Origin of the sequence: Micromonospora sp. CNB394, assembly GCF_000374985.1 — a bacterium.
Lineage (GTDB): Bacteria > Actinomycetota > Actinomycetes > Mycobacteriales > Micromonosporaceae > Micromonospora > Micromonospora marina.
The window spans coordinates 1-14,589 of sequence record NZ_KB895827.1; the positions used below are offsets into that span (position 1 = coordinate 1).

The 14,589-nt window shown below is 71.8% G+C and carries 8 protein-coding genes, 3 pseudogenes and 1 riboswitch; of the genes and pseudogenes, 8 read left to right on the forward strand and 3 right to left on the reverse strand.

Translation table 11 applies throughout. The annotated features are described in order from the left end of the window. Positions 1 to 479: 479 nt before the first annotated feature. From C569_RS0105830 to C569_RS34960, 4 genes and pseudogenes are all read left to right on the forward strand, one after another. Complete coding sequence (locus C569_RS0105830; RefSeq protein WP_018784856.1) at positions 480 to 2,537, forward strand: DNA topoisomerase IV subunit B; 2,058 nt, start codon at positions 480 to 482, stop codon at positions 2,535 to 2,537. A 32-nt stretch (positions 2,538 to 2,569) separates the two neighbouring features. Next, positions 2,570 to 3,196 (forward strand): annotated as a pseudogene (locus C569_RS34950) (DNA gyrase subunit A); the annotation flags it as partial. Between the two features lie 81 nt (positions 3,197 to 3,277). Continuing rightward, positions 3,278 to 3,871 (forward strand): annotated as a pseudogene (locus C569_RS34955) (LAGLIDADG family homing endonuclease); the annotation flags it as partial. Between the two features lie 393 nt (positions 3,872 to 4,264). Then, positions 4,265 to 6,346 (forward strand): annotated as a pseudogene (locus tag C569_RS34960) (DNA gyrase subunit A); the annotation flags it as partial. 263 nt (positions 6,347 to 6,609) lie between these two features. Here C569_RS34960 and C569_RS0105840 read toward each other — a convergent pair. The 3 genes from C569_RS0105840 to C569_RS0105850 form a co-directional block, all read right to left on the reverse strand. Continuing rightward, a complete protein-coding gene (locus tag C569_RS0105840; protein ID WP_018784858.1) occupies positions 6,610 to 7,947 on the reverse strand; it encodes a uracil-xanthine permease family protein in 1,338 nt (445 codons plus the stop codon). Between the two features lie 95 nt (positions 7,948 to 8,042). Beyond that, the gene (locus C569_RS0105845) at positions 8,043 to 8,675 is read right to left on the reverse strand and encodes an alpha-ketoglutarate-dependent dioxygenase AlkB (RefSeq protein WP_018784859.1); all 633 of its coding nucleotides are present in this window, start codon (positions 8,673 to 8,675) and stop codon (positions 8,043 to 8,045) included. Positions 8,676 to 8,715: 40 nt separating this feature from the next. Next, positions 8,716 to 10,041: a polysaccharide pyruvyl transferase family protein gene (locus tag C569_RS0105850; protein ID WP_018784860.1), complete on the reverse strand. Its 1,326-nt coding sequence runs from the start codon at positions 10,039 to 10,041 to the stop codon at positions 8,716 to 8,718. A gap of 157 nt (positions 10,042 to 10,198) precedes the next feature. Here C569_RS0105850 and C569_RS0105855 point away from each other — a divergent pair, with 157 nt between their 5' ends. From C569_RS0105855 to C569_RS0105870, 4 genes are all read left to right on the forward strand, one after another. After that, positions 10,199 to 11,416, forward strand: coding sequence for an acyltransferase (locus C569_RS0105855; RefSeq protein ID WP_018784861.1), 1,218 nt, complete (start codon positions 10,199 to 10,201; stop codon positions 11,414 to 11,416). Positions 11,417 to 11,496: 80 nt separating this feature from the next. Then, positions 11,497 to 11,841 carry a hypothetical protein gene (locus C569_RS0105860; protein ID WP_018784862.1) on the forward strand — a complete coding sequence of 115 codons (345 nt, stop codon included), beginning with the start codon at positions 11,497 to 11,499 and terminating at the stop codon, positions 11,839 to 11,841. 133 nt (positions 11,842 to 11,974) lie between these two features. Continuing rightward, positions 11,975 to 12,739 (forward strand): hypothetical protein, encoded by a 765-nt coding sequence (locus C569_RS0105865; protein WP_026267752.1) that lies wholly within the window; start codon positions 11,975 to 11,977, stop codon positions 12,737 to 12,739. Between the two features lie 309 nt (positions 12,740 to 13,048). After that, a riboswitch (cyclic di-AMP (ydaO/yuaA leader) is annotated at positions 13,049 to 13,191 on the forward strand. Positions 13,192 to 13,396: 205 nt separating this feature from the next. Then, a complete protein-coding gene (locus C569_RS0105870) occupies positions 13,397 to 14,257 on the forward strand; it encodes a C39 family peptidase (RefSeq protein WP_018784864.1) in 861 nt (286 codons plus the stop codon). The last annotated feature ends 332 nt before the right edge of the window (positions 14,258 to 14,589 follow it).

Sequence of the window (14,589 nt, forward strand, 5' to 3'; positions counted from 1 at the left end):
CACCGCGGCGGGCACGGGGATCCGGCAGGTCGGCCAGCGCTGCGGGCAGTCCAGCAGCGGTTTCGGGCACGGTGACATCCGGTGCGCTGGACACAGACGATATCAGCGATGATGGCAGGGCGGGCATGACTCACTTCGGACGATCAACAAGGCGTAGAGAACCTCGATGATCATTTAAACGAGTCATGCCCGCCCTGCTACCACCAGCACGGGCGCGTCTACACCAAGCGGATCAAGCCGGACACCCTCACGACTTTGCCGGGGCCCTGCCCGGACCCCCAACCCGTCCCACCGGCCGCCGTACACGGCCCCCGGCGCGGTCACGGCCGGCAGGCCGATCGCGCAACGCACCGCCCCGGTGCCGCCGACCTGTCGGGGCGCCCGGCTAGGCTCGCTCCGGCGCGCCGCGCCCGGCGATCATCGTTAGGGGATCACACGGTGAACGGCACCACACCGCCGAGACCTGGGAGTACGACCAGTTGACCGCACAGCCTGAGACCCTCTACGGGGCCGACGACCTGACGCATCTGGAGGGCCTCGACGCCGTCCGCAAGCGCCCGGGCATGTACATCGGCTCGACCGACAGCCGTGGCGTGGGTCACCTCGTCAATGAGATCCTCGACAACTCGACCGACGAGGGTGTCGCCGGTCACGCCACGACCGTCGACGTGATCCTGCACGCCGACGGGTCGGTCCAGGTCGACGACGACGGCCGGGGCATCCCCACCGACGTGCACGCCAAGTCCGGCATCTCCGGCGTCGAGCTGGTGCTGACCCGCCTGCACGCCGGCGGCAAGTTCGGCGGCTCCGGCTACAAGACCTCCGGCGGCCTGCACGGCGTCGGCGCGTCAGCGGTCAACGCACTGTCCCGCCGCTTCGACGTCACCGTCCGGCGCGGCGGCAAGGTCCACGCCATGTCGTTCCGCCACGGCGTGCCGGGCGTCTTCGACGGCGACGGGCCGGACGCGCCGTTCACCCCCGGCCCCGGCCTCCAGATCGTCGGCGCGATGAAGCGCGGACAGCGCACCGGCACCTCGATCCGCTGGTGGCACGACCCGCGCTACTTCGAGACCGGCGCCGCGCTCGACACCGAGGCCGTCCGGCTCAAGCTGCGCAACACCGCGTTCCTCGTCCCCGGCGTGGCCTACCGGCTGCGCGACGAGACCGGCGAGGAAGCCGTCGAGGAGCGCTTCCACTTCCCCGCCGGGCTCACCGACATGGTGGAGTTCCTCGCCCCGGCCGGCGACCGGCCGGTCTCCGGCACGCTGCTGGTCACCGGCGAGGGCACCTACCGGGAGAACGCCGCCGACGCCAACGGCGTGATGCAGTCCAACGTGCAGCGCCGCGCCGAGGTCGAGGTGGCGTTCCGCTGGGGCACCGGCTACGAACGCACCGTCGAGTGCTTCACCAACACCATCCGCAACGCCCACGGCGGCACCCACCGCAAGGGCTTCGAACGGGCGCTGGCCCGTACTCTCGCCGAGGCCGCCCGCAACGCCCGCGGCCTGCTCAAGCCCAAGGAGGACGCGCCCACGCTGGACGACGTCCTGGAGGGCATGACGGCGGTGGTGCACGTGCGCATCCCCGAGCCGCAGTTCACCTCGCAGACCAAGGACGAACTGTCCACCGCCGGCATCACCAAGGTGCTCCAAGGGCTCGTCGAGGCGCACCTCAAGAGCTGGCTGGACGACCGCCGGACCAAGGCCGAGGCCCGTACGGTGCTGCAGAAGATCGTCGACGCGGCCCGGGTCCGGCTCACCCAGAAGCAGCAGAAGGACGCCGCCCGCCGCAAGACCGCGCTGGAGGGCGCGGCCATGCCGGCCAAGCTCGTCGACTGCCGGGCCGCGGGCATCGAGAGAAGTGAGCTGTTCATCGTGGAGGGGGACAGCGCCCTCGGGACGGGGCGCCTCGCGCGGTCCTCCGAATACCAGGCGCTGCTGCCGATCCGCGGCAAGATCCTCAACGTGCAGAAGGCCAACCTCCAGCAGGTGCTGGACAACGCCGAGTGCGCCGCGATCGTGCAGGTGCTCGGCGCCGGCTCGGGCCGCACGTTCGACCTGTCCGCCCTGCGCTACGGCCGGGTGCTCATCATGGCCGACGCGGACGTCGACGGCGCCCACATCCGTACCCTGCTGATCACGCTGTTCGCCCGCTACATGCGGCCGCTGATCGAGGCCGGGCGGCTCTACGCGGCGATGCCGCCCCTGCACAAGATCACCACGAAGGGGCGCAGCCCGCAGACCGTCTACACCTACACCCAGGCCGAGATGGAGGCGACTGTCCGCAAGCTGGAGAAGGTCGGCAAGCAGATCGTCACGCCGATCCCGCGCTTCAAGGGCCTCGGTGAGATGGACGCCGACGAGCTGTGGGAGACCACCATGAACCCGGCCACCCGGGCGGTCCGCCGGATCACGCTCGACGACGTCGAGGCCGCCGAACGGATCCTCGAACTGCTCATGGGGGAGAAGGTCGAGCCCCGCCGCAACTGGCTGATCGACTCCGCCGACCGGGTCGACCGCGACGCCATCGACGCCTGACCAACGGGTTCGTCTGGAAGGAAACGCACACCATGGCACGCCGCAAGGACGACCGCACGAAGGCGGACCTGGCCGCCTTCGACCAGGCCGGCGCCCGCGTCTTCGACAACCCGCTGGTCACCGAGGTCTCGGACTCCTACCTGGAGTACGCGTTCTCGGTCATCCACTCCCGCGCCCTGCCCGACGCGCGCGACGGGCTCAAGCCGGTGCACCGGCGCATCCTGTGGTCGATGTACGAGCAGGGCCACCGCCCGGATCGCAGTCACGTCAAGAGCGCCCGCATCGTCGGCGACGCAATGGGCAAGTACCATCCCCACGGCGACACCGCCATCTACGACGCGATGGTGCGGCTGGCCCAGGACTTCTCGCTCAACGTCCCGCTCATCGACGGGCACGGCAACTTCGGCAGCCCGGATGACGGCCCGGCCGCGGCGCGCTACTGCGTCGTGGGTGACACCCGGATCCGCTTGGCCGACGGCAGCAGCCCACGGATCGGGGATGTGGTCGACCTGCCGCCGAACAGCGAGGCGGAGGCCGATTTCGAAGTCCTTGACAAGGACGGCAAAGCGGTCCGGGTCAACAAGGTCTTCAACTCGGGCGTCCACCCGACGCTCCGCATCACGACTGAGACCGGATTCTCCCTGCGTGGTAGTGAGAATCATCTGGTTCTCTGCCTCGAAGCTCCGGTGGGCGTCCCTGTCTTCCAGTGGCGTCGGCTCGACGAGGTGACGCCGGGCTCGGTGGTCTGTATCGCTCGGAACGCATGGAACCAGGTCGTCCCCGCCGCCCGTGAGTACATGCTCGGCGTGCTCGGTGGTGCCTGGGTCTCTGAAGGCTTCGCGAGCGAGTCGCGGGCAGGATTCAGCAATACCGACGAGCACTTCTTCGGCGAGGTCCTGCATGCCTACGACCATGTCGTGGCTGGACGACGCTACGTCAGCGACCGGCACACGCGCCGAGACCGTCGCCGCATATACGAACTCGACGTCCAGGACGTCGCCGGCGGGATGGAGGCCTTCCGAGCGAGTCCACTCGCCGAGCTCATCGGTCACCAGGCGAGGGACAAGTTCGTGCCCGAGTTCGTCTGGGCAGGGGGTTGGGGCATCAAGCGGGCCTTCCTGATGGCCCTCTTCGAAGGTGACGGCGGAGTCCGCGTCGCCAACAACAGCTTCACCATCCAGTACACGAGCTATAGCGAGCGTCTGACTCGGGAGGTTCAAGAACTGCTCGCGGAGTTCGGTGTGATCGCCTGTCGGCGCCACTACACCCGGCCCAGTGGCTCGGTGGAGCACCGCTTGGTGATATCCGGGACGCGAAACATCGGGGCGTTCGCAACTCGTGTCGGCTTTCTCCGTACCAAGCAGGCGGTGCTGGCCAAGATGCTGCGGCACGCGCCGCTGCGCCCGCATCGGCTCAGTCAGGACCATGTCCCCTTTGTGGCCGAGTACGTACGCAGCAGCATCGACTTCGATCGTCGGGGCAGCGGACGTAAGTGGCTCACCAGCCACAACTTCGATCGTGTCGAGCGGTGGGAGACCGAACGACTCCGCATCATCGATCGCATCAAGGACACCGAGATCCTTGCCACGATCCTGCCCGTCATGGATGCGGGCTATCGGTACGAGAAGGTCGCCGCGGTCTCTTCCGACGAGCCGGCGGAGGTCTATTCCGTTCGAGTCGAATCCGCCGACCATTCCTTCCTGGCCGGTGGTTTCGTCAACCACAACACCGAGGCCCGGATGTCCCGGGAGGCGATGCTGCTCGTCGGCGAGCTGGGTGAGGACACTGTCGACGTCGAGCCGAACTACGACGGCTCGCTGACCCAGCCCACGGTGCTGCCGGCGGCGTTCCCGAACCTGCTCGTCAACGGCGCGTCAGGCATCGCGGTCGGCATGGCCACAAACATGATCCCGCACAACCTCGGTGAGGTGGTCCAGGCCGCCCGCTGGCTGATCAACCACCCGGACGCCACGCTGGACAAGATCATGGAGTTCGTGCCCGGCCCCGACCTGCCCACCGGCGGGTTGCTGCTCGGCCTGGACGAGGTGCGCCGCGCGTACGAGACCGGGCGCGGCGTGGTGCGCATGCGCGGCCGGGTGGAGATCGGCCCGCTGGAGGGCAGCCGCGGCCGGCAGGCCATCACGGTCACCGAGTTGCCGTACGGCGTCGGCGCCGAGAAGGTCATCGCGGCCATCACCAACGAGGTGAACAAGACCAAGCGGCTCACCGGAATCGCCGACGTCAAGGACCTCACCGACCGGGAGAACGGCACCCGGCTGGTGGTGGAGTGCAAGGTCGGCGTGAACCCGCAGGCCCTGCTGGCCGACCTCTACCGGCTCACCCCGCTGGAGCAGTCCTTCGGCGTGAACAACCTGGTGCTCGTCGACGGCCAGCCCCGCACGCTGGGGCTCAAGGAACTGCTCGACGTGTTCCTGGCGCACCGCTACGAGGTGGTGACCCGGCGCAGCGCGTATCGCAAGCGCAAGCGGGAGGAGCGCCTGCACCTGGTCGACGGTCTGCTGATCGCCCTGCTCGACATCGACCGGGTGGTGAAGCTGATCCGCGCCAGCGAGGACGCGCAGGCCGCCAAGGACGGCCTGATGCAGAAGTTCAAGCTCTCCGAAATCCAGGCGAGCTACATTCTGGATACTCCGCTGCGCCGGCTGACCAGGTACGACCGGCTGGAACTGGAGGCCGAGCAGGAGAAGCTGCGCGGCGAGATCGCCGAGCTGTCGAAGATCCTGGACGACGACAGGGTGCTGCGGAAGGTGGTCTCCGACGAGCTGGCCGCGGTGGTCAAGCAGTTCGGCGCGCCGCGGCGCACCACGCTCGTCGACGGTGACCTCAAGGAGGTGCTGGCCGCCTCGGTGCCCGCCGGTCCGCTGGAGGTCGCCGACGACCCGTGCCAGGTCATCCTCTCCGCCACCGGGTTGGTGGCACGCACCGCGGCCGAGTCGGAGGAGGCCGCCGAGGCGCGGCGGCGCAGCGGCCGGGTCAAGCACGACGCGGTACGCGCGATCGTGCACTCCACCGCCCGCGGCCGGGTGCTGCTGGTGACCAGTGCCGGCCGCGCGTTCAAGATCGACGTGCTGCCGTTGCCGGTGCTGCCGGAGCAGTCCGGCACGGTGTCGCTGCGTGGCGGCATGTCGGCGGCGGAACTGGCGCCGCTGGAGCCGGGCGAGACGGTGGTCGGGCTCGCCCCACTGGGTCCGTCCGCGCAGGGGTCGCCCGGCCTGGCGCTCGGCACCCGGGCGGGCGTGGTGAAGGTGTGCGCCCCGGACTGGCCGGTCCGCTCCGACGAGTTCGAGGTGATCTCGCTGCGCGACGGCGACGAGGTGGTCGGCGCGACGTGGCTGACCGACGGCGCCGAGACGTTGGCGTTCGTCTCCTCGGAGGCGTCGCTGCTGCGCTTCGCCGCCTCCGTGGTACGCCCGCAGGGGCTCAAGGGCGGCGGCATGGCCGGCATCAACCTGCCAGGCGACGCCCGGGTGGTCTTCTTCGGCGCGATCCGCACCGACGACACGAAGCACGGTGAGCCGATGGTGGTCACGTCGACCGGCGCCACGGTGAAGGTGACGCCGTTCAAGGCGTATCCGGCGAAGGGGAGGGCGACCGGCGGCGTACGCGCGCAGCGGTTCCTCAAGGGTGAGATGGAGCTGTCGGTGGCGTGGATCGGCCCGCGGCCGGTGGGTGCGACGGCCACCGGCGACCCGGTGGAGCTGCCCCCGGCCGACCCGCGCCGTGACGGCTCCGGTTTCGCCGTGATGCTGGGCCCCACCGTGGTGGGCCACCACATCGACCGCGACTGACGAGGTGGGGGCGGGGCGCCTGGCCCCCGCCCCACCGCGCAGTCGCGCCCGCTCGTCTTTCGCCCTCGCCCGCGCACCCGGCCCGGCGGCCCAGCCTCCGGCCCCGACCTGCCGGCCTGCCCTCCTGACCCGACCCCACCCGTCTCGGCCCTGCCCGACCCGGTTGATCAAGGAGTTTGCGGCCCTTTCCCGGCTCCCGCCGACCACAAACTCCTTGATCACCGCAGCGGGTGCGGGTGCGGGTGCGGGTGCGGGGTGAGGGGTCAGAGTTCGGGGGCGGGGGACTGGCGGGACTCGGGGGTGGTGCCGCGCAGGCGGGCGATCAAGCGCATCCCGTGGTAGATGACCAGGGCGGCGGCGGTACCCAGCGCGATGCCGTTGAACGACAGGTCACCGGCGGCAAGCGTGTAGTTGGCGGCGCCGATGATCACCGCCACCGCGGCGGTGAACAGGTTGATCGGGTCGTGGAAGTCGACCCGGCTCTCGATCCAGATGCGGGCGCCCAGGATGGCGATCAGGCCGTACAGGGCGGTGGTGGCGCCCCCGAGCACACCGGCCGGCACGGTCAGGATCAGCGCGCCGAACTTCGGGCAGAGCCCGAGCAGGATCGCGGTGCCGCCGGCCACCCAGTACGCGGCGGTGGAGTAGACGCGGGTCGCCGCCATCACGCCGATGTTCTCCGCGTACGTGGTGGTGCCGGAACCGCCGCCGGACCCGGCCAGCACCGTGGCGACGCCGTCGCCGAGCAGCGCCCGGCCCATGTCGCGGTCCAGGTTGCGGCCGGTCATCGCGGCGACCGCCTTGACGTGCCCGGCGTTCTCCGCGATCAGCACCAGGATCACCGGGATGACCAGTACGACGGCGCGCGCGTCGAAGCTCGGCGTGTGGAACTCGGGGAATCCGATCCAGTCCGCCTGGCGCAGCCCGCTGACGGCCTGCTGGTCGAGGTTGCCGGTGAACGCGGCGACCACCCAGCCGACCACCACGCCGACGAGGATCGACAGCCGCGCCGCGAAGCCGCGGAACAGCACAGTGGTGAGCAGGATCGCGGCGAGGGTGATCACGGCGATCAGCGGCTGGGCCTTCACGCCGGTGCCGGAGCCGTCGCCGTCCCAGGCGACCGGCGCGAGGTTGAGGCCGATCAGCATGACGATCGCGCCGGTGACCACTGGCGGCATCAGCGCGTCGATCCAGCGGGAACCGGCCACCTGCACCACCACGCCGACGATCGCCAGCGCGACGCCCGCGACGACGATGCCGCCGAGGGCCGCGCCGATGCCGCCGTCGGTCTTCGCCGCCAGCACCGGCGCGATGAACGCGAACGACGAGCCGAGGTACGAGGGCAGCCGGTTGCCGGTGATCAGCAGGAACAGCAGCGTGCCGAGCCCGGAGAACAGCAGTGTGGTGGCGGGCGGGAACCCGGTGATCAGCGGGACGGTGAAGGTGGCGCCGAACATGGCGACCACGTGCTGCACGCCCACGCCGATGGTGCGCGGCCAGGAGAGCCGTTCGTCGGGCGCGACCACGTCGCCGGGGCGTACCTGGCGGCCGTCGCCGTGCAGGGTCCACGGGGACCAGCGGGGGGTGGGGGACTGGGTCATCGGTCGCCCTTCGCGTCATCGGGTGACGGGGGCGTGATCGACCCTGGGAGTTGTTTCTAGCACGTACCCTGCCCGGATGTGGGCCCGCCCCGGGCTCAGGCGACGCCGGTGGGACGGAACTGGACACTGACCCGGGGGCCGACCGGCCGGGTGGTCTTCGGCACGGCGTGCTCCCAGGTGCGCTGGCAGGAGCCGCCCATCACCACGAGGTCGCCGTGGCCGAGCGGGAACCGCAGGCCGCCGCCTCCGTCACGAGGTCGCAGCAGCAGCGCGCGCGGGGAACCGAACGAGACGATCGCCACCATGGTGTCGGTGTGCGCGGAGCGGCCGTGGGTGTCGCCGTGCCAGGCCACGCTGTCGCGGCCGTCGCGGTAGAGGCACATGCCGGCGGTCACGAACGGTTCGCCCAGCTCGGGCGCGTAGTGGCGGGTGAGCGCCTCCCGGGCCGCGGTGAGCACCGGGTGCGGCAGCGGGCGGCCGGCGGCGTACCAGCAGAGCAGCCGGGGCACGTCGACCTCGGTGTCGTACATGGTCCGGCGTTCGGCCCGCCACGGCACGTCGTGGCGCAGCGTGTCGAGCACCTCGTCGGAGCCGCGTACCCAGCCGGGCAGGTGGTCGACCCAGGCGCCCCGGCTCAGCTCGTGCCGGCGCAGCGCCCCGGCGAGCGGGCCCAGGGCCGGGCCCTGCTCGGCCAGGTCGAGCATCGAGGGCTGGTACGCGTCGGACACGCAGCCGATCGTACCGTGCCCTCGAACAGGCGTACGACGATCAGCGTCGCAGCATCCGGCGGACCGTGCCCGGGACGGCCTGCTTGATCCGCTCCCGGAGCTGCTGCGAGCGGACCGCGTCGACGGTGGCGGTGAGCTTGGCGTTCTCGTCGCGCAGCCGCTCGATGCGGGTCAGCAGCTCGGCCGGCGGGGTGGCGGCGGCGGGCCGGACGGCCGGCGGGAACACCGTCTCGGCCACCCGGCGGTCGAAACGCGCGGCGCTGTCGCCGTCGCCGAACGAGGTGCCGAGGTCGTGCTTGGCCAGGAACGCGGTGATGGTCTCGAAGCGGGCCTTGTGGCCGTCGTTGAGCGCGGTGTAGTCGGCCTCCGCGTAGAGGTCGGCGGCGTCGACGTCGGCCGGCACGTCCCGCATGATCCGGTGCGGGATGCCGAAGTAGCGGGCCAGTTCCAACGTGCGCGAGTCGTGGGCGAACAGATAGCCGGGCGTGCCGGCGACGAGCGCCGTGATGGTGCCGTGGATGCGGGTGCCGAACGCGAAGTCGTACCCGGACAGGTGCGACATCCAGGTCCACGGGTCGACGAACATGCGCACCTTGTCCTCGGCGAACAGCGGGTGCGAGGTGTGCAGCGGGATGTCGCTGCTCTGGCCCCGGTGCTCGGGCGCGTCGCCGTAGAGCAGGGTGCCGAGCGTCCGCAGGTCCTGCGGGATGTAGCAGAGGTTCGGGTAGCGCTCCTGGTGGTGGCGGACCACCGAGGCCATCGAGCGGACGTACGGGGAGATGGTGAGCGCGACCTTCGAGTCGGCGGTCAGCTCCGGCCGGGTCTTCTCCAGGCGGAACTCCTCGCCGTGCAGGAACATCGACGGACAGCCGATCTGCTCCACCGCGGAGAAGCCCAGCGCGTTGAGGTAGCTCTCGGTCACCTCGCCGCGTACGCCGATGCTGTGCGACCGGTCCAGCACGGCCTTGCAGAACGCGCGGACCGGCTCGTCGATCGGCCGCAGGTACTCGCGGTCGCCGTCGACGTTCGTCTGCACGCCGACGCCGAGCACCACCACCGGGATCTTCAGCCGCTCGATCAGTTTGGTCAGCGGCGTCAGGCGGTGCACGAAGCTGCGCCGGAACGCGTTGGCGAGCGGTACGACGAACACGTCGTGCCGCTCGTTGATCTCGTCGGCGAGGCGCGGCCCGGCCGGGCTGCGGGTCGCGGTGATCTCGGCCGTGGAGGTGGCGAGCAGCTTGTGCGCGGCGTGGCTGAAGACCAGGTTGCCGCTGTTGTCCCCGATCCAGTTGCCGGCGAACGTCTCCTCCGGTGTGAGGACGTCGAACGGGCCCTTGCGGGCGCGGAGCAGGATCCGCTGGTGCATCCGGTTCGCTCACCTTCCGTACGGCCCGGTGTGCGGGCGGGAGCCGGGTGGGCTCCGGCGCGTGCAGGAACAGGAATCCTATCCGCCGCCCCGGCGGAGCCGAGCGGACGTCGGCTCGCCGGGAACGTCCCTGTTCTCCCGGGGTAGGGTGCCCGGAATGACCAGCGCGCCGACCGTCACCCGTGCCCCACGACTGCCGTCGCTGACCGGATTGCGGTGGGTCGCCGCGCTGCTGGTCTTCGGCTTCCACGCCGGCACCATGGGGATCGTCGCCGAGCCGCACCTGAAGACCGTGGTGGACAAGGCGTTCAGCCTGGGCCTGTCCGGCGTCGAGTTCTTCTTCATCCTCAGCGGGTTCGTGCTGGTCTGGTCGTACCGGGACGGGGAGCGCGCGTGGACGTTCCTGCGCCGCCGGTTCGCCAAGATCTACCCGAACCACGTGGTGACGTTCGTCGCGGCGCTGGCGGTCGCGGCCTGGTTCGCCGACCCGGTGGTGCCGTGGGCCGCGATCGCCAATTTCTTCCTGGTCCAGGCGTGGATCCCGCTGGGCGGCTACTTCTACAGCGTCAACAACGTGAGCTGGTCGCTCTCCTGCGAGCTGGCCTTCTACCTGTGCCTGCCGCTCGTGGTGCCGTGGCTGCGCCGGGCCCGTACCGGCGTGCTGCGCACCGTGCTGGTCGCGGCGCCGCTGCTCATCCTGGCGCTGTGGCCCGGCCAGCACCTCGTGCCGGAGGAGCAGCGGTGGTGGTTCACCCAGATCTTCCCGGTGACCCGGTCGCTGGAGTTCTGGATGGGCGTGGCCGCCGCCGAGCTGATGCGCCGGCACCGCTGGCGCGGACCGAACCTCGCCGCCGCCACCGGGATCTTCGTCGCCACCTGGGTGGTCGCCGCGCTGTGGATCCCGGCCGAGTTCTGGGCGGCGCTGCTCGCGGTCGCGTACCTGCTGGTCATCGCCGCCGCGGCGGACGCCGACGTGCGTGGCCGGCGCACCCCCTGGCGGTCCCGGGCGATGGTCTGGCTCGGTGAGGTCTCGTTCGCCTTCTACCTGGTGCACGTGCTGGTCATGGTCACCGTGCTGCGGCTGACCGGGCACTGGGGGACCGGGCTGCCCGGCTGGCGCGGCCCGGTCGCGGTGCTCGGCTTCCTGGTGGTCACGCTCGCGCTGGCCGCCGCGCTGCACCGCTGGGTGGAGGTGCCGATGATGCGCCTGCTCGGCCCGTCCCGCCGGGCCCGCGCGGCGTCGCGCGCACCGGCCGTGCCGGCTCCGCGCGAGCCCGCCGAGGCAACCGCCGGCCCGGCCGCCGACGACGGCGCGAGGCCCGTCACCGGTCCGGCCGAGGGCATCGAGTACGCCGGGCGGCGTCGCCCGGACTGACCCGCGCACACGTCCGCCGGTCGATCCGCGACACGCCGTGCGGCGGTGTGCTCGTGAGGGATCGGCGGTAGTTTGTACCCGTGCTTCCGATCGCGCTCACCTGCCCCGTGTGGTGGGTGGCGCGCTGGACCGCCCGGATGCTCGCCAGTCTCGCCGTGGTCGTCGCCTGTTCGTCCGGCGCCGCCACGCTGCCGGCCGGTGTCGCCGCTGCCGCCCCGGCTCCGGCGGTCGCCGCGTCGGCGTACCCGGTCGTGGACGCCCCGACCGCCGCGCGGCCGGAAGTCGACCGCGTCGCCGAGCGGCACGCCGGTCCCGCCGGGGTTCCGGGGCCCGCGCCCCGGGCCGCCGCCCCGGCCGTCGCGGAGCCGGTCCCGGCCGGCCGGACCGCCGCGCCGGCCGGCCCACGGGCCCCGCCCGCCCGCTGATCCGCCCACGGGCCGCGCCCGTTCCCCGCACCCACCGAACTCATCTCCGCACCCGCCCCCGGCGCCCTTGCACCGGCCGCCCGGCGAGGTCGTGCGGGCCCTCCCGCCAGGTCCTTCCGATGAGGTGCCGACCATGTCGCAGACCGCTCTGTACCACTTCCTCACCTCCGTGCCCGAGGCCGCCGCCATCTGGTCCTTCCTGCTGCTGCTCGCCCTCGGCCTGCTCGCCGCGCTCGTCGCCCGCCCCGAACGCGACCCCGTACCGGATGCCGTCGCCGAACCGGCCGACGCCGACGCCGCCCGCCGCGACGACCTGGTCCGGTACGCCGAGGAGGTGGCGGTGGCAGCCGCCGGGGCCGCCCAGACGGCCGGTCGCCGCCGGGAGCGGTGGCTGGCCGAGCAGGACGAGGCGGACCGGGCCTGGACCGCGTACGACGAGGCGGACGCCGCCGCCCGCCGCCTGGCCGGCGCCGCCGCGCTGGCCGCCCCGCGCACGCCTCGCACCCCGGCGGAGTACGCGGCCCGGGAACGCTGGCTGCACCACGCCGCCATGACCGCGCACTGGCGGGGCGACCTGACCGCCCGCCAGCTCGCCGACGTGCTGGCGGGCCGCAACGGGTGGGATCCGCGCCGGCACCCGGCCGAGCAGGAGATCGTGCTGGCCCGGACCATCAGGGACGGGCGCCGGGCCGGATGGGAGAGCGCCGCCGCGCGGGAGCGGGCGGCCTGGCGGGACGCGGAACTGGCTGCCGAGGCCGCCCGGACGCTCGCCGCCGAGGCGTACGCGGCCGCGGCGGCGCTGCGGCCCGCCCCGGCGTACGAGAGCGCGACGACGAGCCCCGTGCCGGTGCCCGCGTCGGTCCGCAACGCCCGGTGGCGCCCGGCCCGGGTGGGCTGAGACGGCCGTCTCGACCGAATCGTTACCCGGAAGGTGGTGAGCCCGGTCACCCGCGTTACCGAAACGGGCGCCGGGCGCAGAACGGGTCATCGAGTCGCGCAATTGCCGGCCCGGTGGTCGCGGTCTGTCCGCTTTTCGCCGCGCGGTGCCGTCGAAACTGCTTGTCCCATTGAGTGAAGTGAGTAACAGGGTGTTCCGAAATCCGTTACCGCAGATCACGTTTACCCAGGTGGGAGCGCTTGGCATCGGACATACCCACCGGTAGTGTCGGCGCGGTCCGATGCGGTAATCGATCGCCGACGGCGACGCCGCACCGACCCGCCTAATCGTGTTCCACGAACCGGGGACCCACGAGCAACATCGGGGTGAATCCGCGAGCCCACGGCCCGCGGTAGGGCGTACTTCCCGCCCGAATCCGTCAGCTAACCCGGTCGGCGGCCACGGAAGGAGTACCCCTCGTGCCCATCCCTCGATCGTCCCCCCGCCTCCACGGCGACGCGGTGCCCGCGCCGGCCTGACGCGCGACCGGCAAAACCGCCCCCTCGGGCGCCCGGCATCACGGGCGTTCCCGATCCCCCGGCCATCCGGCCCATTCAGCACGTGTGAGTTCCTCCGCGTGCCGGGCCGGCCTGCGCCACACACCCCGTGGAGGATTTCGTGAAGCACCACCTGAAGCGTCAACTGCGACGGATCGTCACCGAACGTCCGTACCGGATCATCGCCGGATCGGCCGCCGCGCTGGTGCTGGCCGCCGGCGCCGGCACCGTCGCCACCGCCGGTGACGACGCCCCGGTCCAGGAGAACACCGCGGCGGTCGCCGATCTCGGCGCCGCCCGCCTCGGCGAGCAGCCCGCCGCCCGCAGCGAGGCCCGCATCGCCGTACCGCAGGCGTCGCCCAGCGTCTCCGCCGCGCCCAGCGCCTCCGCCGTGCCCAGCGCGTCGCCGACAACCGCCCGGCCGGCCAAGGCCGCGGCCGACCCGGACACCACGCCCGAGGCCGAGCCGAAGCCGCCGTCGAGCAAGTCGCTCGACTACGACTACCAGGCGCAGATCAACTACTTCTACTGCGGCCCGGCCGCCGTGCGCAACGCGCTCAGCGCCGCCGGCATCGAGCGCACCCAGGACGCGCTCGCCGGCCCGCTCGGTACCACCGAGATGGGCACCAACTCGGCCGAGGACACCACCCGGGTGCTCAACCAGCAGGTCAATGGCAACCCGTACCGGACCCGGATGATTCCCGGCTCGGCCACTCCGGCCCAGATGGACCGCCTCCAGGCCGACGTGGTCGAGGCGATCAACGACGGCCGCGGGATCGTCGCGAACGTCGCCGGTACCGCCACCGACACCAACGGCGGCTGGCACTCGTTCCCGGGCGGCCACTACGTCGCGGTGGTCGGCTACAAGGACGACGGCCGGACCGTGCGGATCGCCGACTCGGCCGACCCGTCGCTGCCGTCGTACTGGGTGACCACTATCGACCTGGCGCACTGGATCGCCAGCCGCGGCTACTCCGCCTGACCGTCCTGACACGCCGGAGGCCGGCACCCCGTTCCGGGGTGCCGGCGCGGCCCTCGCACGCGCCCTTGCGCGCCGATCTTGGACTTGTGGCGCCCAGTGTGTCCGGCTCGCCCGCGATGGAAGGTGCCACAACTCCAAGATCGCAGAGGTTTCGGGGCGGCCCTGGGCGCAAGATGGGATCGGTGGAGATCTTGGTGGAAAAGGGCCCCTATGCGGGCCGTTTGGTACCAAGATCTCTCGGAGCCGGGAGCCCTTGACAACTCCACTCACAGGCCGATGGTGAGGGTGGAGCGTGGGCGGGGCGGGCGGGTTCGGTCTCGCCTGACCGGTGC